This is a genomic window from Labrys sp. E2SS-1L (assembly GCF_057073705.1).
This window is the reverse complement of sequence record NZ_CP172712.1, coordinates 2,232,708-2,251,820: the sequence shown is the minus strand read 5'-3', so window position 1 is coordinate 2,251,820 and position 19,113 is coordinate 2,232,708. Positions and strand designations below refer to the sequence as shown.

Sequence of the window (19,113 nt, the reverse complement as noted above, 5' to 3'; positions counted from 1 at the left end):
TCTGGAGATCGACCCTCCGCTACCCCTCAATCCTGCCGTACCTCGTTGCGGCGCATGCGCTGCTCCAGCCGGCGCACCAGGAGGGTCAGGCCGATGGTCATCGTGAGATAGAAGAAGGCCACCACCGTATAGGTCTCGAAGAAGCGGAAGGTCGAGGCCGTATAGGTCTTGCCGTTCTGGGTGATGTCGGCGATGCCGAGCACGGACACCAGCGAGGAATCCTTCAGCATGGAGACGAGGTCGTTGCCGAGCGGCGGCGTCATCGTCTTGAAGGCCTGTGGCAGCACGATGAGGCGCATGGTCTTGAAGCGCGTGAGGCCGAGGGCCTGGGCCGCCTCGAACTGTCCGGCCGGTATGGACTGGATGCCGCCGCGCACGATCTCGGCGATGAAGGCCGAATAAGCCAGGGTCAGCGCGAAGATCGCCCGCCACTCGAAGCTGAAATCGCGGATGGTGATCTCAGGCATGAAGCCGGCGGCGATGGCCGAGCCGAACAGCGCGACATAGCCTTCGATCAAAGCCGGGCCGACTGCAAAGGCGATGTAATAGAGCAGCACGATCATGGGCACGCCGCGCATGATCTCGACATAGGCCTTGAGCCCCTCGCCCAGCCAGCGCGACTGCGACACCAGCCCGAGCGCAAGAATGGTGCCGAGCACCAGCGAAGCGGCGAAGGCGATCACCGTGACCCGGATGGTGACGAAGAGCCCCTGCCCCACCACGCCGAAGATGATGCGATATTGCTCGCTGGCCAGGCCGCCGATCAGGACGGCGGTCCCCAGCACGATGAGGATCACCAGCCACCAGGGCACTTTCGACAGGAAGGAGGGCGGCGGCGGTGGCGCGTGAGGCGTCGTCATATGAAGGCAGGAAGATCCGGAAGTAAGGCAGGCGGCTCAAGGGGCGAAGCGACGGACAATTTCATCATTGCGAACGGCGCGAAGCAACCCAGGCTTCGCCGCCCGCAGAAAACTGGATTGCTTCGCTCCGCTCGCAATGACGCCATGGCAGAGGGTGGCCGATCCCGGCTCAGTTCGCGGTCTTGTAGTCGAAGAACCACTTCTTATCGAGCGCCTTGGTCGTCCCGTCCGCCTTCATCGCGGCCAGGGCGGCATTGACCGGCCCGATGAGGTCGGAGCCCTGCTTGAGGATGAAGCCGAATTCGTCATGGCCAAGGCCGTTGCCGACGATCTTGAAGCTGTCGGGCGAGGCGGCGATGTTGCCCTCGGCGCCGGCCTTGTCCATCAGCACCGTGTCGACGTCGCCCGATTTGAGCGCCTGCACCGAAGCCCCGAAGGTCTCGAACAGCTTGAGGCGCGGGCTCTTGTCATTGCCGCCGAGCAGATCGGTGACCGAGACGAAGAAATTGGTCGTGCCGGACTGGGCGCCGACGAACAGCTTGTCGTCAGTCGCGAAGCTCTTGGAGTCCGTGAAGCGCTTCTCGTCGGCCCGCACCAGCATAAACTGCTCGGACACCATATAGGGGTCGGTAAAGGCGATCTGCTTCTTGCGCTCGTCGGTGATGGAAATGCCATCCATGCCGATGTCGAACTGGCCGTTCTGCACCGCCTGAATCATGGCGTCCCAGGACGAGGTCTTCCATTCGATCTTGGCATTGAGGCGCTTGCCGATCTCGTTGATCGCATCATATTCCCAGCCGATGCCCTGCCCCGTCTTCGGATCGGTGAAGTTCAGCGGAAAATAGGCGTTCTCGGTGACGGCGACGATGGTGCGGCCCTTGAGATCGGGCAGCGTCTGGGCCTCGGCCGGTCCCTGGGCCAATCCAAGGGGAACGGCCATGGCGGCGATGGCCCCGAGGGCGAGAAAGGTGCGGCGAAGCATCGGGAAACTCCGGTGTGGCAGGCTCAAGCCGCAACCTTGCCACGCGGGTTTCATGCCGAACAGGGGATTTTCGCGGTCCCCACATGGAAAAGGCCGGAGCGCGGACATCCTGTCCGCCCTTGCGGCGGCTCGTAGGTGAAGGGAAAGAGCGGGCTAGAAGCCCGCGCTCCACTTTTATTCCGCGATCTTGGTGGCAAGCAGCGCCACCGTCTTGCGATAGAGCTCGCTGCCGTTCCAGGCCTTGAGGGCATCGAAATTCGGCTCGCCGGGGTTCCAGCCGGCGCCGCGCTGCCAACGGCCAGACAGGAACTTGGCAACCGAGCCGATCACGTCGGCCTGGCTCTTGACCAGATCCTTATGGCCATCGCCGTCGAAATCCACCGCATGCTTGAGATAGGAGGTCGGCATGAACTGGACCTGGCCGATCTCACCCGCCCAGGCGCCGCGCATTTCGTGCAGCGGCACGTCGCCCTTGTCGACGATGGTGAGGGCAGCAATCAGTTCGGGGCGGAACTTGTCGCCGCGCCGGCAGTCGAAGGAGAGCGTCGCCAGCGAGCGGATGCTCTCGAACTTGCCGACATTGGCGCCAAAATCGGTCTCGAGGGCCCACAGCGACGCGATGATCGGCGCCTGCACGCCATACTCGGCCTCAGCTTTGTCGAATACCGCCTGGTATTTCTTGATCACCTGCTTGCCGCGCTTGATGCGGTAGGCATTGACCATGCGGCCGGAGAACTCCTCGAAGGTCTGCGAAAAGGTCTTCCGCTGGGCGCGGTCGAGCCCGATGACCTTGGGATCGTAGGTGACGCCTTCCAGGGCGGCCATGCCCTGGGCGCCGATGCCCCTGGCCGCAGCATCCTTCTTGAAGTTGTCGAGCCAGGCCGGGAAGCCGGCGGGATCGGTCGGCGTGGTGCAGGCCTGGACTTGAGGCTGGGGCTGCGGCTGGGCCTGCCCCTGTGGCTGGGCTTGCCCCTGTGGCTGGGCTTGGGGCTGCGGCTGGGCGGCGGGCTGCGCCTCGGGTTGCGGCTGGGCTTGAGGCCCAGGCTGGCCTTGAGGCTGCGGTTGAGCTTGAGGCTGTGGCTGGACCTGAGGCGACGAAGGTTGCGGCTCCGTCTGGGCCAGGGCGGGCGAGGCCATCAGCAACAGGGCAGCAAGCAGGGGGGCAGTGCGCATGAAACCATCTCGGAGGGAAGAAAAGCCACAAAAGCCAAACAAGAATGCGCAAAATGTGGCGGTTGCCGGGAAAGAGCAAGGCCTGCCCGAGATGCGCTTGGAAGGCAGGTTCCTCATGACGGCAATCGCGGCGTGACGCAAGAGGGAAAGCGGCAACCGGCGGAGCGTCGCATTGTTGCGGGCGCGAATCTGTGGCACGGGATGCGTTTTCGGACCTATGGGTCCGTCGCGAGGAGCCATGGCCTATCGTCCCGTTCTGTGTGCAGGGGGCTGCGTCATCGACCGTGTCGGCGAGACCGCCGATGCGAAGGAACGCCTCTACACCTCGAACATCGGCTCGATGCGCACCAGCCTGGGCGGTGTCGCCCGCAACGTGGCTGAGAATCTCGCGCGCCTGGGCATCGATGTCGGTCTCGTCTCGCTGGTCGGCGACGATCTGGAAGGCCGCCGCGTCGTCGAGGAGAGCAGCCGGGCCGGCATCGACATGAGCGCCGTCACGCTGGACGCCGGAGCCACCACCGCCTCCTACACCGCCATCTTCAGCGGCGAGGGTGAGTTGGTGATCGGTCTCGCCGACATGGCGATCTTCGACCGGATCGAGCCCGACACCATCGCCGCCCGTATCGCAGCCTTCCCTGCGACAGGGTTCGTTTTCGCCGATGCCAACTTGCCGCCAGCCGTATTGCAGGCAGTGGCGCAGGCGAAGGGACCCCGGCCCCTCGCCTGCGTGCCCGTTTCTGTGCAGAAGCTCGCCAAGCTCGTGCCCATCCTGGCGGCGATCGACATCCTCTTCCTCAATCTCTACGAGGCACGTGCCCTGCTCGGCAGCGCGGAGGAAGCGGAAGCCCTGGCTGCAAGGCTCGCGGCAGGCCCGGTGCCACGCGGGTTGCTCACGCTCGGCCCACGCGGAGCCCTCGCCTGGGATGGGGGACAGGTCTCCGCCATCGCTGCGCTTCCATCCCGCCCGACCAACGTCAACGGTGCCGGCGACGCGCTGGCCGGCGCCACGCTGGCACGCCTTGCCGCCGGCGACACCTTTCTCGCGGCAGCGCGTTGCGCCATGGCTGCGGCAGCCCTCACGGTCGAATCGCCCCAAACCGTACGCGCCGACCTGTCCATGCAGGCCGTGCTGGCCCGCTACAACCATTCTCAACCAACCGAAACGATAGCATCATGACGTCCATTACCCATTCCGCCGCCGTCGCAGCCGCCCTCAAGGCCGGCAAGCCGGTCGTCGCGCTGGAATCCACCATCATCACCCACGGCATGCCCTGGCCCCAGAATGTCGAGACGGCCCGCAAGGTCGAGGCCGCCGTCAGGGCCGGAGGCGCCGAGCCGGCAACCATCGCCGTGCTCGACGGCGTCATTCATGCCGGGCTCGAAGACAGCCAGCTCGAAGCCATGGGCCAGGCCACGGGCTTCCTGAAGCTCAGCCGTGCCGACCTCGGCTATGCTATCGCCACGGGCAAGAACGGTTCCACCACCGTGGCCGCCACCATGATCGCCGCCGACCGGGCCGGTATCCGCGTCTTCGCAACGGGCGGCATCGGCGGCGTGCATCGCGGCGTCGAGAAGACCTACGACATCTCGGCCGACCTGCAGGAACTGGCGCGCACGCCGGTCTGCGTCGTCTGCGCCGGCGCCAAGGCCATCCTCGATCTTCCGAAGACGCTGGAGACCCTGGAGACGCTCGGCGTGCCGGTCGTCGGCTACGGCTCCGACGAATTCCCCGCCTTCTGGAGCCGCAAGAGCGGCCTGGCGGCACCCATGCGCCTCGACGATCCCGCCGACATTGCCGCCCTGATCCGAGCCCGCGCGGAACTGCGCCTCGACGGCGGCGTGCTGGTGGGCAACCCGATCCCGCTCGCCGACGAGATCGCCGCCAACGAAATCAATCCTGCCATCGAAGCGGCCGTGGACGAAGCCGATGCCATGGGCATTTCCGGCAAGGCTCTCACACCTTTCCTGCTCTCGCGCATGCTCGACCTCACCGAGGGTCGCAGCCTGATCGCCAATATCGCCTTGGTGGAGAACAATGCGCGCCTGGCGGCGAAGATCGCAGCCGCGCTGTAACACCATCCCGGTCCTTGGCGGGAGCGACAAATGCTCCCGTCATTCTACGGCTTGAGCGGCGCGCCGATCGACCAGGTATGGCCGAAGGGATCCTTGAGCTGCCCGTAACGGCTGCCCCAGAACATGTCCTGGATCGGCATTGCGACGGTGGCACCACGATCGAGAGCGCGCTGCCACCATCGGTCGGCGTCGTCGACCTCGATATGGATGGTCACGCCATGCGGCGGCGTGGTGGCCATGCCGAATTCCGGAAACAGGTCCCACATCATCACGTCGCAGCCATTGATGCGGATATGGGCGTGCATCAGCCGCTTGCCATCCTCGTGATCGGCGCGGCTGACCTCCTCGGCACCGAAGGCGTCCTTGTAGAAGTCGATGGCGGCCTTGGCACCATCGATGGTCAGGCACGGCACGATGCCGTTCAGCTTGGTCATGGCTCGCTCCTGTAGACGGCCCTCTGCCTTGCCATGCCAGCCATAGCGTCGAAATGCGTTGAGAGCGTGGTCAGCGCGGCCGGGCTTCCTGGCCTGCCTGTGCCGCCTGGTCCTGCGCAGCCGGATCGTTCGCCGCCTGGCGCTCCGGCCCGGGTACCACGCCAACGGCCCGGCGGGTTGCCGCCTCGCGGGCGATTTCGGCAGCGACCTGCGCCATTTCGCGACGCAGGAGGCTGTTGTCGGCCTCGATGCGCAGCCAGGATTCATGGGCTTCCTCGCGAAGAGCAGCAAGCTCGGCCTGCAGCCGGGCCCGCTCGATCTTCAGAGCGCCGATTTCTTCCTCGGCGGCGCTCGGTTCCGCACTGCGGCGCAGGCGGTTGAGCTCGGCGATCAGTTCGGCCTCCCGTCCGGCGGCCAGGGCCAGCCGGGCATCGCGTTCGGCCAGCAGGGCATCCTTGCGGCGCAGATCCGCCTCCCAGTCCGAAAGCCGGACCAGGCTGTCAGATCGCTCGGTTTCGGCTGCCTGCCTCTTGCCTGCCATCGCCTGCAATTCGCGCTGCAGCGAGGCTGTCCGCGCCTCGAGTGCGGCGATCGCAGTGTCGCGCCGCATCAGCTCGATTGACTGGGTGGCGAGGCGGTCATCCTTGCCGGAGGCCAGTTCCAGCGCCTCCTGCAATTCGTGCTGATGCAGAACCGCACCATCCTCCGCCGCATCGAGCTTGGTACGAAGAGCGACCAATTCGATGCGCAGGCCGTCATTGCTTTCCTGCGCCGTGGCAAGCTCGCGGCCGTGATCGAGGGCCTCGTCATCGCGCAGCGCAATGGTCACTCGCGCCGCCGCCAGCTCCGCCTTCAGCGCCGAAACCTCCTGCTGGGCGGCAAGCACGTCGCGCTGGCCATTGGCCGCACCATCTTCCAACTGACCAAGCCTTGCGGCATCGGCTCCGAGCAGGGCCTCGAGCCGGCGCAGCCTTTCACTCTGACGGCCATAGTCGGCCATCAGCTGATGCCGCCGAGCCCGCTCATGCTCCGTTTTCTGTTCGAGGCGACGGTGCCGCATGGCCGCTTCCGCCCGGACATGATCCTGGGCAGCCCGCACCTGCGCCATCGACAGGGGCAACGCCGTTTCCATTTCACGACGGATCAAGCGACGCGCACGTCCCCAGATCGCAGGCACCATGGCCAATGCGGCCAAGGCAGCGAGCGCTCCTCCGAGGAAAAAGGCAATCGCATAATCAAGCACGGCAGTGTCTCAGTACGGCGATATCTTCGCCGTACTATACGTCAATTCGACGACAATGCAGGATGAAAACGCACAGCGTGCTTAAAATCGCACTTTGATGTCCGGCCGGCGTCCATTGCGTACGGTTTATATAGATGATCTGACCGCAGCATTGGTATCCGTGTTTCCCTGCCGGGACGAGCACAAGAAACTGCCTTCGGATGCCGCACAGTAGTGCGGGATCAGAAGGGATTCCACGTGGCCGACGGCGTGAATTTGAGATAGCCTAGATTGATGCCGAGACGGGCGCCGACGCCGGACTTGATGGGCACCACCATCATATTGCCGTCACCCAGCGCGGTCATGCCGAAACCGCCGATGATATAGGCCGAACCGGCGATCCCGGGGAAACGGCTGTAGATCTCGTCGATCCGGTCCATGTTGTAGACCAGCATCATGGTGCGCGCGCCGTCGCCACCGAAATCCCACCCCACGGAGGGGCCCTGCCAGTAGACCTTGCGGTCACCGACATTGCGCGTGAACATCGTGCCCTCGCCATAGCGAAGCCCGCCGATGAAGGCGCCCGACCCTTCCTGGCCGAGGATGTAGCCATTGGGTTCACCCCAGCGCGCCACGGCCTTCTGGATGGTGAGCGCCAGGTCCCTGGACACGGTGCCGAAGAAACGGTGGCCGGAATTGACGAGTTCGTTGGAGGAGATGCGCTCTGGCCGCTCGGACTGTGCAAGCGCCAGGGAAGGAGAGACGAAGCCGGTCGCGGACAGAGCCATGCCGGCCATCATGGTAAGAGCCTTGCGGCGGGGAAGAATATCGTTCATCGCGAGCCTCGTTGGCTTAGGCCTCTGTAAGCCCTGTTTTGGGCCTCTGTGAGCCCTATTTTGTGGCCTATCAGCGTTAACAAATTGCTTCCAAGAGCAAAGTGCATCCGAATGGCTGCTCTCCTTGCCCTCGTTCTTCGTTTCGACGCGTCCGCGCGGGTCCCGGTGAGGCCACCGGGTCACAAGAGGCCTTGGCGATACGACCACATGATTCCAGCAGGCAAAACGCCCGGAAACATGGCCGCATCTGCGCGGGATTGAGGCAAGGGAGCGGGCGCTGCAAGGCGGCGGCTCGGCATCGGGCCGAAGCACCAGGCAAGGCCCTGACCATGGTTATCTTCGAGGAGCGTCCTGGCCCCAGGCAACGAAGGCGACATTGCGGAAGCCGGCAGCGGCCTTGCCATAGAGAAAGTCTTCGCCATCGGGCATCAGCACCTGCCCGCCCGCGGCGGAGAGCACGGCATGACCGGCCGCGACATCCCATTCCATGGTCGGCCCGAAGCGCGGATAGACATCGGCGACACCTTCCGCCACTCGGCAGAACTTCAAGGAGGACCCGGCTTCGCGCCGGTCCGCAATGGCATATTCGGCCAGAAAGGCTTCGCTCTTGGCGTCGGGATGAGAACGGCTGCACAGCGCCGTCAGCCCCTCGACGGGGTAAGCCCGCGTCGAGATCGTCTCTTCGGCGCCGTCCCGCACGCGCCAGGCGGTATCACCGCCCGCGTAAAGCGTGTCGACCGCCGGTGCGAACACACAACCGGCAACGGGCCTGCCATCTTCGATCAGGGCGATGTTGACGGTGAACTCGCCGTTGCGGTTGAGGAATTCCTTGGTGCCATCGAGCGGATCGACCAGGATGAAGCGCCTGCCGACATCCGGAATCACCCCCTTGGCGGCGCACTCTTCCGCCACCACCGGCACGTCGGGCATGACATCCGCCAGCCGCCGCAGAATGATCGCCTCCGCCACTTCGTCCGCCTCCGTCACCGGCGAGCGGTCGTCCTTGATGCGGGCGTCGCATCCCTTGGCATAGACTTGCATGATCGCGGCGCCCGCCTCACGGGCGATCTCGGCAAAGGCATGCGCAATCGCGTCCGGGCTGGAAAGGGGCGAGGGTGAAGTCTGAGCGGTCTGGGTCAAAAGGGCCTCCGATAGCAGCGGCCTGTTTAGTCCTGATTGGCGTCGTACCGCAAGAATATTGGGTCTGCCGCTCATTTTTGCACCCCCTTCGCCAGCGCGCCTCAGGGTTGCAATCAGGGCGGAACGGACATGCTGGCACCTCGCGCCTTCACATCCCGCGCCGCAGAGTCTATCTGAAAAACAGGTTCTCGAGACCTGATTCTCTTCCGATTTGCCTTTCTCTCCTGAATTATTCTGGGTGCTGCGATGACCGCTGGTTTTCAACTCGATGCGCTTGATCTGGCCGCCCTGCTCTGCTCTCGCGTCTGCCATGACGTGATCAATCCGGTGGGCGCTATCGTCAACGGGCTCGAAGTCCTCGAGGACGAGGACGATGCCTCGATGAAGGCTTTTGCTCTCGACCTGATCAAGAAGAGCTCCCGGAACGCCTCGGCCCGCCTGCAGTTTGCGCGGATCGCCTTCGGCGCCGCCGGCTCGGCCGGGGCCTCGATCGACCTCGGCGATGCCGAGAACGTCGCCCGCGGCTTCATCCAGGACGAGAAGGTGACGCTGAGCTGGTCGGCGCCGCGCCAGTTCATGCCCAAGAACAAGGTCAAGCTCTTGCTGAACCTGCTCGTGGTCGCCACCACGACCATTCCGCGTGGCGGCTCGATCAATGCCAAGGTCACCGGCGATCCCGAGGCGCCGACCTTCGAGGTCGTCTCGCTTGGCGGCAATTCGCGCATTCCGCCCGGGCTGATCAGCCTTCTGGCGGGCGAGCCCGAAAACGGCACGCTCGATAGCCACCTGATCCAGCCCTATTACACCGGGCTGATTGCCCGTGCCGCCGGCATGTCCGTGGCCATCGAGACGATCGATGGCGGCGTGCGCATCACCGCTGCGCCTGTGTGAGGAAGCATCCATGCCCCGCAAACTGATCTCGACCGGGTCCCCGCTCGAACGCAGCGCCGGCTATTCCCGCGCCGTGGTGCAAGGCGACTGGTGCTTCGTCTCGGGCACCACCGGCTATGACTATGCCAGCATGACGTTGCCTGACGACGTTGCCGCCCAGACCGAGAATACGCTTGCGACCATCGAAAAGGCGCTGGTCGAGGGTGGTTTTGCCATGAGCCAGGTGGTACGTGCGACCTATTATGTGACCAGCACCGACCATGTGGAGACCGTGATGGCGGTCACCGGCCGGGTCTTTGGGGAGATTCGACCTGCGGCCACCATGCTGATCTGCGACCTGATCAAGCCCGAGATCAAAGTCGAGATCGAGGTCACCGCGTTCCGCGGCTGACGGTATTTTGCTTTAAGTCTTTGTTTTGAAGGCCGATTGCAGGGAGTGTGCCTCAATGCGCAGCGTGCTGATCCGCCTGTGTCTGGCTAGCGCCATACTGACTGTCGGCCAGGAGTGGTCGCAAGCGCAGGACAGCCAAGCCAAGCCGCCGGAGCCTCCTGCTCCCTCCCAGCCCATCGCACCCGACGACCGCGTGCTGTCCTTCGTCGCCGGCAATCCCGATTGCACGGAGATCACCGACGAATGCATCATCTGCGCGGTGGTGAATGGCAAGCCGATGTGTTCGACCCCGGGCATCTCCTGCGTGCGCAAGGATTTGCGCTGCACCAGCACCAAGCCGCCGACGCCCAAGCAGTGAACGGCGGCCCTGCAGTCTCCAAATCCGAGGCTGGCTGGGATTTGCCCACCTCGACTTCTATGGCGTTTTGCGATTTGGCGGAGTCACCTGGAATCGCAAAGGCGCGTCGAAAAAAGAATTAGAGCAAACAACCGTCCAGTCTTGAACGCGCTTTGCTCTATTGGGCAGCGATGCTGCGCTCGCTGGCCTTTTCGCGATCGTCGAGGGTCTCGACCATCTTCAGATCGTCCAGGGCATCGGCGAGCGCACTTCGGGCATCTTCCAGCTTGATCTTCAGATCGTCGGCCGAACCCCGCAGATTATCCCTGCGTGCCGTAGCTGCGCGGGCATAGGTCGGATAGGCGAAATGGCTCGGATCGGTGATGCCGGCCTTGGCTTCCTCGGCCTTGATTTCGCGGTCGAGTTCACCCGCCATGCGTTCGAACTCGGCCACCATGGTTTCGATCTGGATGACCTGGCGGCGTCTCTCATCTGCCTGGAAGCGCTTGAGACGAATAAGGGTATCGCGCGACTTCATTACTCACTACTCCATCAGCCGCATCGGCCCGCCGCCCCTACCATGGGGGACAGGCCGCACAATCGGATCGCCAGACCCATCGGCCCAGCGAAGACCCACACCATCCGGCATGGACGTGAATTCTTCCTTACTCGCCGCAAAAAAGCCGCGAACCAAGGCGGGACAGTCGACCGTCAAGAAAATCGCACGCCATGATTTACCAAGTCGGCACACCATTTCTCCATGCCCCCGCCTCTTTTCTTAAGATTTATCCTGGGGACCAAAGGTTGCAGCGCGACTACCGAATCCGACCCCAGCTATGCTTCAAAGAAGGCGGGGACAGCAAAATTAATACTGCGTTCACTTGTTTCTAACAGCTTGAAGAAGCAGGCGGATTCGATGACGCGGCTCCACCGTGAAGCGTCCAGCCGCTTTCGTCGCCGATGAAGCAGGCACCGCTCCCACTGCACGGGCGGCACGATCGAGGAAAGCTGTTGATTCGCTCTGAATCCCTAAGAAGCTGCCCCGACGGTAACCATTAATTTACCTGCCTCGTTAATGATCCCTAACAACGGTCAACGAACTCACCGCCACGTTTGTCGAAATTCTGCGGCGAATGGGTGAGTCGGTTGAATCGCTTAGGCGAGTTTCTTCATGTGAATGTTGACGCTTGTCGCTCACCGAATCTGTCTTTCAGGCAATGTGTTACAGGGAGTTTTGGACCTTGTTTTCAAGTTTCGCTTGCATGAGAGAATCACAATTTGTTAACCATGCCTGCGTAGCGTCGCGGTTGATCATCGACGAGGTGACTTCACCGTGCCGTCTGCGCATTCGCGACGGCGGTCGACCCTCCGAGGCCGCAGTGGGGGATTGAGATGCGCGTACTTCTTGTCGAAGACGATAGCGCCACGGCGCAAAGCATTGAGCTGATGCTCAAGTCAGAGAGTTTCAACGTCTACACGACGGATCTGGGCGAAGAAGGTGTCGATCTCGGCAAGCTCTATGATTACGACATCATTCTACTCGACCTGAACCTCCCCGACATGTCGGGCTACGAGGTCCTGCGCTCCCTCAGGGTGGCCAAGGTCAAGACTCCGATCCTGATTCTGTCAGGCCTCGCCGGCATAGAGGACAAGGTGAAGGGCCTCGGCTTCGGCGCCGACGACTACCTGACCAAGCCTTTCCACAAGGATGAGCTGGTTGCCCGCATCCACGCCATCGTTCGCCGCTCCAAGGGCCATGCCCAGTCGGTGATCGCCACCGGCGACCTCGTGGTCAATCTCGACACCAAGACGGTCGAGGTCCATGGTTCGCGCGTGCATCTGACTGGCAAGGAATATCAGATGCTCGAGTTGCTCTCGCTGCGCAAGGGCACCACGCTGACCAAGGAGATGTTCCTCAACCATCTCTATGGCGGCATGGACGAGCCGGAACTGAAGATCATCGACGTCTTCATTTGCAAGCTGCGCAAGAAGCTGGCCAACGCCACCAACGGCACCAATTACATCGAGACCGTCTGGGGCCGCGGCTATGTGCTGCGCGAGCCCAACGAGATCGAAGAGCGCATCGCGGTCTGACGCTGCGCAACCCCACGAACGAGATGAGATGGCCGGGCTCAGTCCCGGCCTTTCTTTTTGCAAGGCCGGCAACCACCTTGGAATGGCTTGACATCAAGGCGATGAACGAATGGCCTATGGTGTCCGTTCCCGCCTTCGCTGAACCGCCCCGCCCCGGAAGTCCCCATGACAGTTTCTTCTACCGCCCCCCTCGGCATTCTCGTCCCGCTCGCCCAGGAGGCCGAAGCGCTTTTCGCCCTGATGAAGCAGGATGGCGCCACGCAGACGCAGCGCATCGGCGGCAGGGACTATCACAGCGGCCATCTCTTCGGCCGCCCCTGCGTGCTGACGCTCTCGCGGGTCGGTAAGGTCGCAGCCGCCACCGCCGCTGCCGGCCTCATCCATACCTACCAGGTCGGCGCCATTCTCAATGTCGGCGTGGCCGGCGGCGCGGCCCGATCGGTGAAGGTCGGCGATATCGTGGTGGCCGACGCCATGCTCCAGCACGATCTCGACGCGCGGCCGATCTTCCCGCGCTACGAGGTGCCCCTGACAGGCATATCCCGCTTTAGCGCCAATGCGGCCATCAGCAACAGCCTGTCGGGAGCGATCGAGGCCTTCCTGGCCGAGGATCTGCCGCAGCTTTCCGCCGAGATCCGCGAACGCTTCGCTCTCGCTGCTCCCCGCCTGCATCGTGGCCTGATCATCAGCGGCGATCAGTTCGTCAACGGTCACGCGGCGGTCTCGGCCCTGCGAAACGACATTCCGGACGCCTTTGCCATCGAGATGGAAAGCGGAGCCGTGGCGCAGATCTGCCATGACTACGGCGTTCCCTGCGCCGTGCTGCGCACCATCTCCGACAGCGCCGATGACAATGCCCATGTCGATTTCCCAGCCTTCCTCGCTACGGTCGCCAGTTTCTACTCCCACCACATCCTGCGGCGCTTCCTGCAGCGCACCGACTGGTGACTGGTTCAAAGGGCCTGTGCATAGCGGGCCCGCGGCGGACTGGCCGAAGCTGAACGGCATGCTATAAGGACGCCGTGCATTCAGCGGAGCGTGACGATGGTTGGCAGTCAGTATGGCGTCTGGGCGGCTCGTAGCGCCCTGTTGGCAGGTGTGGTCGCCCCGGCGCTCCTTCTCGGCGGCTGCACCAGCAGCATGATTACCGGTGTCTATGGCACGCCGACGGAAACGGCGACACCCACGCAGACCGCATCCCAGGCCCCACTGCGGGTGGATTTCGACCCCGACACCGAGTGCCCGCAGATCAACATTCCCACCGGCGCGGCGGCCTACGGTCCCCCCAGTGCGCAATTCTCGATCACCAACTTCGCCCGTGAGTGCGATCTCGCCAGCGGCAATACCGTCACCATCAAGGTCGGCGTGGAGGGTCACGTCGCTTCGTCCGGCGGCGGTGGCTATTCGGCGCCAGTGCGTATCACCATCCGCGACCGCGACGAGAAGCCCGTCTACACCAAGGTGATCCGCGTCTCCGCCGCGGCAACGCCTGGCGGCGGTCCGGGCAGTTTCCGGGTGGTCGACACCTCGGCACCGATCACCATCGGCCTTGAGCAGCCGCTCAGTTCCTATGACATCGTGGTCGGTTTCGACGGCAAGGGCGGCACTGTCACCAAGAAAAAGCGCCGGGGCTGAGCCGGTCTTATATTCCTCTGACCTTTTCCCATCGCGCCTCATTCTGTTGGGTTGACGACAGGTGAGGCCAGGGATAGCTTCCCGGCATTCGGCCGATCCCCGCGGAAGAGCTCGGTCTGATTCTCTTGAGAATCACGGACCGGCGCCGAAGGAGCAACCGCCCCGGAAACTCTCAGGCACCCGGACCGCGGGGGAACGAAACTCTGGAAAGCGGCACGAATGTGCGAGCATTCGGGCTCACCGAAGGGCGTAAGTGGTTCCCCAGGGTGCGGAATCGCGAAATCTCTCAGGTAACCGCGACAGAGGGGGCACAACCGGACATCCGTCCGGCGTGCACCCTTTTGCCGGAGTACCCATGGCCGAGCCTGCCGCAAGTCCAGATCAGCAAACGCTCCTGAAGACACCCCTTCATGCCGAGCATGTCGCCCTCGGCGCGCGCATGGTACCGTTTGCCGGCTACGACATGCCGGTCCAGTACCCCACCGGAATCATCGCCGAGCACAACCACACGCGCAACGCCGCCGGCCTGTTCGACGTATCGCATATGGGGCAGGCCTATCTCATCGCCGACAGCCATGAGGCCGTCGCTGCAGCCCTGGAAACCCTGGTGCCGGCCGATATTCTCAATCTCGCCCCCGGCCGCCAGCGCTATACCCAGTTCCTGAACGACGAAGGCGGCACGCTCGACGATTTGATGGTGGCGCGCTCGACCGACCCCGCCGAAGACGGCAAGCTCGCTTTGGTGGTCAATGCCGGCTGCAAGGACGCCGATTTTGCCCTGTTGCGCGACCAGCTCGGCGACAGCGCCCAGTTGGTCGTTGCCGCGGACTACGCCCTGCTCGCGCTGCAGGGGCCTCTCGCTGCCGCCGTGCTGGCCGATCATTGCCCGGACGCTGCAGCCATGCCCTTCATGGCTTCCCATCGCTCGACCTTCGACGGCATTGCGGTCGGCCTCTCGCGCTCGGGCTATACCGGCGAGGACGGCTATGAGATCTCGGTACACAACGACAAGGCCGTTGCACTCTGGCGCACGCTCCTCGCCGACGAACGGGTCAAGCCGATCGGCCTTGGCGCCCGCGATTCACTGCGCCTGGAGGCGGGCCTGTGCCTCTATGGCCATGAGCTCGATCCGACCATCTCGCCGATCGAGGCTGGCCTGATCTGGTCGATCCAGAAGCGCCGGCGCGAACAGGGCGGCTTTCCCGGTGCGTCCCGCATCCAGCGCGAAATCGCGGAAGGCCCCGCTCGCATCCGCGTCGGTCTCAAGCCGGAGGGCCGCGCGCCCGTGCGCGAAGGCGCGGCCTTGAAGAATCAGACCGGCGAGACCATCGGCGTCGTCACCTCGGGCGGCTTCGGCCCCACCGTGGGCGGGCCCATCGCCATCGGCTACGTGCCCCCTGCTTTGTCGGCCGTAGGTACCGGCCTCACCGTCGAATTGCGCGGCAAGGACGTGCCGATCGAGGTCGTGCCGCTCCCCTTCGCCCCGCACCGTTTCCATAGATCGTAGAGGGATTTCAACGTGACCGGCTGCGCTGCCCCTCACCCGCACCCTCTCCCCGTAAGAACGGGGCGAGGGGTGTGTTGGGCGTCGCGCAAGATATCAACGGTGCAGAAGGATGAAATGCGCCAACGTCCCCTCGCCCCGCATTTGCGGGGAGTGGGTACGGGTGAGGGGCTGCGCGACGCACTCCATGCCGAATTCATCGATTTTCTTTCCTAGTTCCTGTCAATCGATCCCACCAGAGGACAGTCCTATGCCGACGATCAAATTCACCAGCGACCACGAATATGTGTCCGTCGAGGGCGACGTCGCCACGATCGGCATCACCGACTACGCCCAGTCGCAGCTCGGCGACGTGGTGTTCATCGAGCTTCCCGCCGCCGGCAAGGTGCTCAAGCAGGGCGACGAAGCCGCGGTGGTGGAATCGGTGAAGGCCGCCAGCGAGGTCTATGCGCCGGTATCCGGCGAGGTGCTGGAAGTGAACGAGGCCCTGCCCGATCAGCCTTCCACCGTGAACGAGGATCCGCTCGGCAAGGGCTGGTTCATCAAGATCAAGCTCTCCAACCCGGCCGAACTCGACGCCCTCATGGACGATGCGGCCTACAAGGCCCATATCGGAGCCTGATCCATGCGCTATCTACCCCTGACCGCCGAGGATCGCAGCGCCATGCTGGCGAAGATCGGCGTCAACGGCATCGACGATCTCTTCGCCGCCGTCCCCGCCGACAAGCTCCTGAAGGCGCCGCCGGTGCTACCGAATGCCAAGAGCGAAATGGCGGTCGAGAAGATCATGACCGCCTTCGCCTCGCGCAATGTGACGGCGTCCTCGGTGCCGTTCTTCGTCGGGGCCGGCGCCTACAAGCATCATGTGCCGGCGACCGTCGACCATCTGATCCAGCGCTCGGAATTCCTCACCTCCTACACGCCCTATCAGCCCGAGATCGCCCAGGGCACGCTGCAATATCTCTACGAATTCCAGACCCAGGTCGCGCTGCTGACCGGCATGGAAGTCGCCAATGCTTCGATGTATGACGGCTCGACCGGCACGGCCGAGGCCGTGCTGATGGCCCATCGCATCACCCGACGCTCCAAGGCGGTCCTCTCCGGCGGCCTGCATCCGCATTATACCGACGTGGTGCATACCATCTCGAAGATGGCCGGCCACCATGAGGTGGCCATGCCCGCCGATGTGGACGGCAGCGAGAATCTGATCGCCGAGATCGACGGCGAAACCTCCTGCGTGGTGGTGCAGAACCCCGACGTCTTCGGCAATCTGCGCGATCTCACCCCGATCGCACAGGCCTGCCACAAGGCCGGCGCCCTGCTGATCGCGGTGTTCACCGAGGCGGTCTCGCTCGGCCTCGTCAAGTCGCCGGGCGAAATGGGCGCCGATATCGTGGTCGGTGAAGGCCAGTCCATCGGCAATGCCCTCAATTATGGCGGGCCCTATGTCGGCCTGTTCGCCACGCGCCAGAAATATGTGCGCCAGATGCCGGGGCGCCTGTGCGGCCAGACGGTGGACGCCGAGGGCCGGCGCGGTTTCGTGCTGACGCTCTCCACGCGCGAGCAGCATATCCGCCGCGACAAGGCGACCTCGAACATCTGCACCAATTCGGGCCTGTGCGTGCTGGCCTTCACCATCCACATGGCACTGCTCGGCGAGAAGGGCCTACGCAGGCTCGCCCGCGTCAACCATGCCAATGCGGTGAAGCTGGCCGACATGCTGGCCAAGGTTGATGGTATCGAGATCATCCAGAAGAGCTTCTTCAACGAGTTCACCATCCGGGTATCAGGCAGTGCCGCCTCGCTGCTGGAGAAGCTGGCAGCCCGGGGCATCCTGGGGGGCGTGCCCTATTCGCGCCTGTCGCCCAATGCCGAGCTGAAGGATCTCCTGATCATTGCCTCCACCGAAGTGAACACCGACGAGGATCGCACCGCCCTCGTGAACGCCCTGAAGGAGCTGGTCTGATGCTGAACCGTCAGGGACGTCCCTCCTCCCCAGGAGACGGGGCGGAGGCCATCAATCCCACCTTTACCGGCAATCGCGCCCTCATCATCGAGGAAGCCTTGCTGTTCGAGATCGGTCGCATCGACGTGACCGGCGTCGACGTCGAAGAGGTCGAGGATTTCGAGCCGAGGCTCGGTGCCTTCGAACGCAAGGATCCGATCGGCCTGCCCGGCTTCGCCGAACCGGAGGCGATGCGCCATTTCGTGCGCCTGAGCCAGAAGAACTTCGGCATCGACACCGGGCTTTTCCCGCTCGGCTCCTGCACCATGAAGCACAATCCGCGCCTCAACGAGAAGGTGGCGCGGCTGCCGGGCTTTGCCGACATCCATCCGCTGCAGCCGATCTCGACCGTGCCCGGCGCTCTGGCTGTGATCGATCATCTCGCCCATTACCTCAAGACCCTCACCGGCATGCCGGCGGTGGCGATGAGCCCGAAGGCCGGCGCGCATGGCGAGCTCTGCGGCATGATGGCAATCAAGGCGGCCATCGCGGCCAGGGGCGAAGGCGAGACGCGTAAGGTCGTGCTGGTGCCCGACTCGGCCCATGGCACCAATCCGGCCACCGCGGCCCTGATCGGCTTCACGGTGGCATCGATCCCCGTGCGCGCAGACGGCACCGTCGATCCGGCCGAGATCAAGAAGGCGCTGGGGCCGCATGTCGCCGCGATCATGCTGACCAACCCCAACACCTGCGGGCTATTCGAACGGGACGTGCGCGCCATCGCCGATGTGGTGCATCAGGCCGGCGCCTATTTCTACTGCGACGGCGCCAATTTCAACGCCATCGTCGGCAAGGTCCGCCCCGGCGATCTCGGCGTCGATGCCATGCACATCAATTTGCACAAGACCTTCTCGACGCCCCACGGCGGCGGCGGGCCGGGCGCGGGACCGGTGGTGCTCTCCGACAAGCTCGCGCCCTTTGCGCCGTTCCCCTATGTCGTCAATGCCCGCGTGCTGGTCGAACGGGCCGAAGAAGTGATGAATGGCGAGACGCCCTTCGGCCGCCTCACCGCCTTCCACGGCCAGATGGGCATGTTCACACGGGCGCTGACCTACATGCTCTCGCATGGCACCGACGGCATGCGGCAGGCCTCGGAGGATGCGGTGCTCTCCGCCAACTATATCCGCGCCGGCCTGGCTGATCTGATGTCGGCCCCCTTCGGCGACCAGCCCTGCATGCACGAGGCGCTGTTCGACGACACCTGGCTCAAGGATACCGGCGTGACCACGCTCGATTTCGCCAAGGCGATGATCGACGAGGGCTATCATCCGATGACGATGTATTTCCCCCTCGTGGTGCATGGCGCCATGCTGATCGAGCCGACGGAGAGCGAATCCAAGGCCTCGCTCGACCTCTTCATCGCCACGCTGCGCGACCTTGCCCTGTCGGCCAAACGTGGCGAGACCGAGCGCTTCTCCGGTGCCCCCTACCACGCCCCGCGCCGGCGCCTGGACGAAACCCGTGCCGCCCGCCAGCCCGTGCTGCGCTGGACGCCCCCGGAGCCGATCAAGGACGCAGCGGAATAGAAAACGATCA

At 64.0% G+C, this 19,113-nt stretch carries 20 protein-coding genes and 1 riboswitch; of the genes, 12 read left to right on the top strand and 8 right to left on the bottom strand.

Annotated elements, in window-relative coordinates:
• Positions 1-26: 26 nt before the first annotated feature.
• From ACIGJE_RS10420 to ACIGJE_RS10410, 3 genes are all read right to left on the bottom strand, one after another.
• Positions 27-860 (bottom strand): amino acid ABC transporter permease, encoded by an 834-nt coding sequence (locus tag ACIGJE_RS10420; RefSeq protein ID WP_415080474.1) that lies wholly within the window; start codon positions 858-860, stop codon positions 27-29.
• Between the two features lie 169 nt (positions 861-1,029).
• Positions 1,030-1,842: a transporter substrate-binding domain-containing protein gene (locus tag ACIGJE_RS10415; protein WP_311933761.1), complete on the bottom strand. Its 813-nt coding sequence runs from the start codon at positions 1,840-1,842 to the stop codon at positions 1,030-1,032.
• Between the two features lie 174 nt (positions 1,843-2,016).
• Complete coding sequence (locus ACIGJE_RS10410) at positions 2,017-3,015, bottom strand: lytic murein transglycosylase (protein WP_415080473.1); 999 nt, start codon at positions 3,013-3,015, stop codon at positions 2,017-2,019.
• A 238-nt stretch (positions 3,016-3,253) separates the two neighbouring features.
• Here ACIGJE_RS10410 and ACIGJE_RS10405 point away from each other — a divergent pair, with 238 nt between their 5' ends.
• Together ACIGJE_RS10405 and ACIGJE_RS10400 are read left to right on the top strand one after the other, a co-directional pair.
• Positions 3,254-4,192, top strand: a complete 939-nt coding sequence (locus ACIGJE_RS10405) for a carbohydrate kinase family protein (protein WP_415080472.1) — start codon at positions 3,254-3,256, stop codon at positions 4,190-4,192.
• On the top strand, positions 4,189-5,088 hold the full coding sequence (locus ACIGJE_RS10400) for a pseudouridine-5'-phosphate glycosidase (protein ID WP_311933766.1): 900 nt from the start codon (positions 4,189-4,191) through the stop codon (positions 5,086-5,088). Before ACIGJE_RS10405 ends, ACIGJE_RS10400 begins: the two co-directional genes overlap by 4 nt.
• Before the next feature lie 44 nt (positions 5,089-5,132).
• Here ACIGJE_RS10400 and ACIGJE_RS10395 read toward each other — a convergent pair whose 3' ends face one another.
• The 4 genes from ACIGJE_RS10395 to cysQ form a co-directional block, all read right to left on the bottom strand.
• Entirely contained in the window at positions 5,133-5,522 is a 390-nt protein-coding gene (locus ACIGJE_RS10395) for a VOC family protein (RefSeq protein WP_311933767.1), read from the bottom strand.
• A gap of 70 nt (positions 5,523-5,592) precedes the next feature.
• Positions 5,593-6,765: a coiled-coil domain-containing protein gene (locus ACIGJE_RS10390; protein ID WP_311933769.1), complete on the bottom strand. Its 1,173-nt coding sequence runs from the start codon at positions 6,763-6,765 to the stop codon at positions 5,593-5,595.
• A gap of 221 nt (positions 6,766-6,986) precedes the next feature.
• Positions 6,987-7,580 carry a DUF1134 domain-containing protein gene (locus ACIGJE_RS10385; RefSeq protein ID WP_068286233.1) on the bottom strand — a complete coding sequence of 198 codons (594 nt, stop codon included), beginning with the start codon at positions 7,578-7,580 and terminating at the stop codon, positions 6,987-6,989.
• Positions 7,581-7,913: 333 nt separating this feature from the next.
• Positions 7,914-8,720, bottom strand: a complete 807-nt coding sequence (gene cysQ / locus ACIGJE_RS10380) for a 3'(2'),5'-bisphosphate nucleotidase CysQ (RefSeq protein ID WP_311933770.1) — start codon at positions 8,718-8,720, stop codon at positions 7,914-7,916.
• A gap of 246 nt (positions 8,721-8,966) precedes the next feature.
• On the opposite strand from cysQ, the gene chpT reads away from it, so the two are divergent.
• From chpT to ACIGJE_RS10365, 3 genes are read left to right on the top strand one after another with little or no spacing between them, the layout of a single operon-like run.
• Positions 8,967-9,611, top strand: a complete 645-nt coding sequence (chpT, locus tag ACIGJE_RS10375) for a histidine phosphotransferase ChpT (RefSeq protein ID WP_311933772.1) — start codon at positions 8,967-8,969, stop codon at positions 9,609-9,611.
• Between the two features lie 10 nt (positions 9,612-9,621).
• Complete coding sequence (locus ACIGJE_RS10370; RefSeq protein WP_311933773.1) at positions 9,622-10,002, top strand: RidA family protein; 381 nt, start codon at positions 9,622-9,624, stop codon at positions 10,000-10,002.
• Between the two features lie 55 nt (positions 10,003-10,057).
• Positions 10,058-10,360 (top strand): hypothetical protein, encoded by a 303-nt coding sequence (locus tag ACIGJE_RS10365; RefSeq protein ID WP_311933774.1) that lies wholly within the window; start codon positions 10,058-10,060, stop codon positions 10,358-10,360.
• Positions 10,361-10,517: 157 nt separating this feature from the next.
• Here ACIGJE_RS10365 and fliJ read toward each other — a convergent pair whose 3' ends face one another.
• Entirely contained in the window at positions 10,518-10,877 is a 360-nt protein-coding gene (gene fliJ / locus ACIGJE_RS10360; protein WP_105861515.1) for a flagellar export protein FliJ, read from the bottom strand.
• A gap of 854 nt (positions 10,878-11,731) precedes the next feature.
• On the opposite strand from fliJ, the gene ctrA reads away from it, so the two are divergent.
• The 7 genes from ctrA to gcvPB all read left to right on the top strand — a co-directional run bounded on the left by ctrA (position 11,732) and on the right by gcvPB (position 19,103).
• Entirely contained in the window at positions 11,732-12,433 is a 702-nt protein-coding gene (ctrA, locus tag ACIGJE_RS10355) for a response regulator transcription factor CtrA (protein WP_105861513.1), read from the top strand.
• A gap of 165 nt (positions 12,434-12,598) precedes the next feature.
• On the top strand, positions 12,599-13,381 hold the full coding sequence (locus ACIGJE_RS10350) for a 5'-methylthioadenosine/adenosylhomocysteine nucleosidase (protein ID WP_311933776.1): 783 nt from the start codon (positions 12,599-12,601) through the stop codon (positions 13,379-13,381).
• A 96-nt stretch (positions 13,382-13,477) separates the two neighbouring features.
• Positions 13,478-14,068: a hypothetical protein gene (locus ACIGJE_RS10345; protein WP_311933778.1), complete on the top strand. Its 591-nt coding sequence runs from the start codon at positions 13,478-13,480 to the stop codon at positions 14,066-14,068.
• 92 nt (positions 14,069-14,160) lie between these two features.
• Positions 14,161-14,266: riboswitch (glycine riboswitch) on the top strand.
• Between the two features lie 157 nt (positions 14,267-14,423).
• Positions 14,424-15,575 (top strand): glycine cleavage system aminomethyltransferase GcvT, encoded by a 1,152-nt coding sequence (gene gcvT, locus ACIGJE_RS10340; protein ID WP_415080471.1) that lies wholly within the window; start codon positions 14,424-14,426, stop codon positions 15,573-15,575.
• Between the two features lie 247 nt (positions 15,576-15,822).
• Positions 15,823-16,194 carry a glycine cleavage system protein GcvH gene (gene gcvH, locus ACIGJE_RS10335; RefSeq protein ID WP_394310420.1) on the top strand — a complete coding sequence of 124 codons (372 nt, stop codon included), beginning with the start codon at positions 15,823-15,825 and terminating at the stop codon, positions 16,192-16,194.
• Between the two features lie 3 nt (positions 16,195-16,197).
• Positions 16,198-17,538 carry an aminomethyl-transferring glycine dehydrogenase subunit GcvPA gene (gene gcvPA / locus ACIGJE_RS10330; protein WP_311933782.1) on the top strand — a complete coding sequence of 447 codons (1,341 nt, stop codon included), beginning with the start codon at positions 16,198-16,200 and terminating at the stop codon, positions 17,536-17,538.
• Positions 17,538-19,103, top strand: coding sequence for an aminomethyl-transferring glycine dehydrogenase subunit GcvPB (gcvPB, locus tag ACIGJE_RS10325; protein WP_483679993.1), 1,566 nt, complete (start codon positions 17,538-17,540; stop codon positions 19,101-19,103). The genes gcvPA and gcvPB overlap by 1 nt, the downstream gene beginning before the upstream one ends.
• Positions 19,104-19,113 lie beyond the last annotated feature (10 nt).

Excerpts from the sequence above, each read along its gene's own strand:
- gcvPA (WP_311933782.1), top strand. The coding sequence starts at position 16,198 with ATGCGCTATCTACCCCTGACCGCCGAGGATCGCAGCGCCATGCTGGCG.
- ACIGJE_RS10415 (WP_311933761.1), bottom strand. The coding sequence starts at position 1,842 with ATGCTTCGCCGCACCTTTCTCGCCCTCGGGGCCATCGCCGCCATGGCC.
- gcvT (WP_415080471.1), top strand. The coding sequence starts at position 14,424 with ATGGCCGAGCCTGCCGCAAGTCCAGATCAGCAAACGCTCCTGAAGACA.
- ACIGJE_RS10350 (WP_311933776.1), top strand. The coding sequence starts at position 12,599 with ATGACAGTTTCTTCTACCGCCCCCCTCGGCATTCTCGTCCCGCTCGCC.
- gcvH (WP_394310420.1), top strand. The coding sequence starts at position 15,823 with ATGCCGACGATCAAATTCACCAGCGACCACGAATATGTGTCCGTCGAG.
- ACIGJE_RS10410 (WP_415080473.1), bottom strand. The coding sequence starts at position 3,015 with ATGCGCACTGCCCCCCTGCTTGCTGCCCTGTTGCTGATGGCCTCGCCC.
- ACIGJE_RS10395 (WP_311933767.1), bottom strand. The coding sequence starts at position 5,522 with ATGACCAAGCTGAACGGCATCGTGCCGTGCCTGACCATCGATGGTGCC.
- fliJ (WP_105861515.1), bottom strand. The coding sequence starts at position 10,877 with ATGAAGTCGCGCGATACCCTTATTCGTCTCAAGCGCTTCCAGGCAGAT.
- ACIGJE_RS10365 (WP_311933774.1), top strand. The coding sequence starts at position 10,058 with ATGCGCAGCGTGCTGATCCGCCTGTGTCTGGCTAGCGCCATACTGACT.
- ACIGJE_RS10370 (WP_311933773.1), top strand. The coding sequence starts at position 9,622 with ATGCCCCGCAAACTGATCTCGACCGGGTCCCCGCTCGAACGCAGCGCC.
- ACIGJE_RS10400 (WP_311933766.1), top strand. The coding sequence starts at position 4,189 with ATGACGTCCATTACCCATTCCGCCGCCGTCGCAGCCGCCCTCAAGGCC.
- ACIGJE_RS10385 (WP_068286233.1), bottom strand. The coding sequence starts at position 7,580 with ATGAACGATATTCTTCCCCGCCGCAAGGCTCTTACCATGATGGCCGGC.
- ACIGJE_RS10405 (WP_415080472.1), top strand. The coding sequence starts at position 3,254 with ATGGCCTATCGTCCCGTTCTGTGTGCAGGGGGCTGCGTCATCGACCGT.
- ACIGJE_RS10345 (WP_311933778.1), top strand. The coding sequence starts at position 13,478 with ATGGTTGGCAGTCAGTATGGCGTCTGGGCGGCTCGTAGCGCCCTGTTG.
- gcvPB (WP_483679993.1), top strand. The coding sequence starts at position 17,538 with ATGCTGAACCGTCAGGGACGTCCCTCCTCCCCAGGAGACGGGGCGGAG.
- ACIGJE_RS10420 (WP_415080474.1), bottom strand. The coding sequence starts at position 860 with ATGACGACGCCTCACGCGCCACCGCCGCCGCCCTCCTTCCTGTCGAAA.
- ctrA (WP_105861513.1), top strand. The coding sequence starts at position 11,732 with ATGCGCGTACTTCTTGTCGAAGACGATAGCGCCACGGCGCAAAGCATT.
- chpT (WP_311933772.1), top strand. The coding sequence starts at position 8,967 with ATGACCGCTGGTTTTCAACTCGATGCGCTTGATCTGGCCGCCCTGCTC.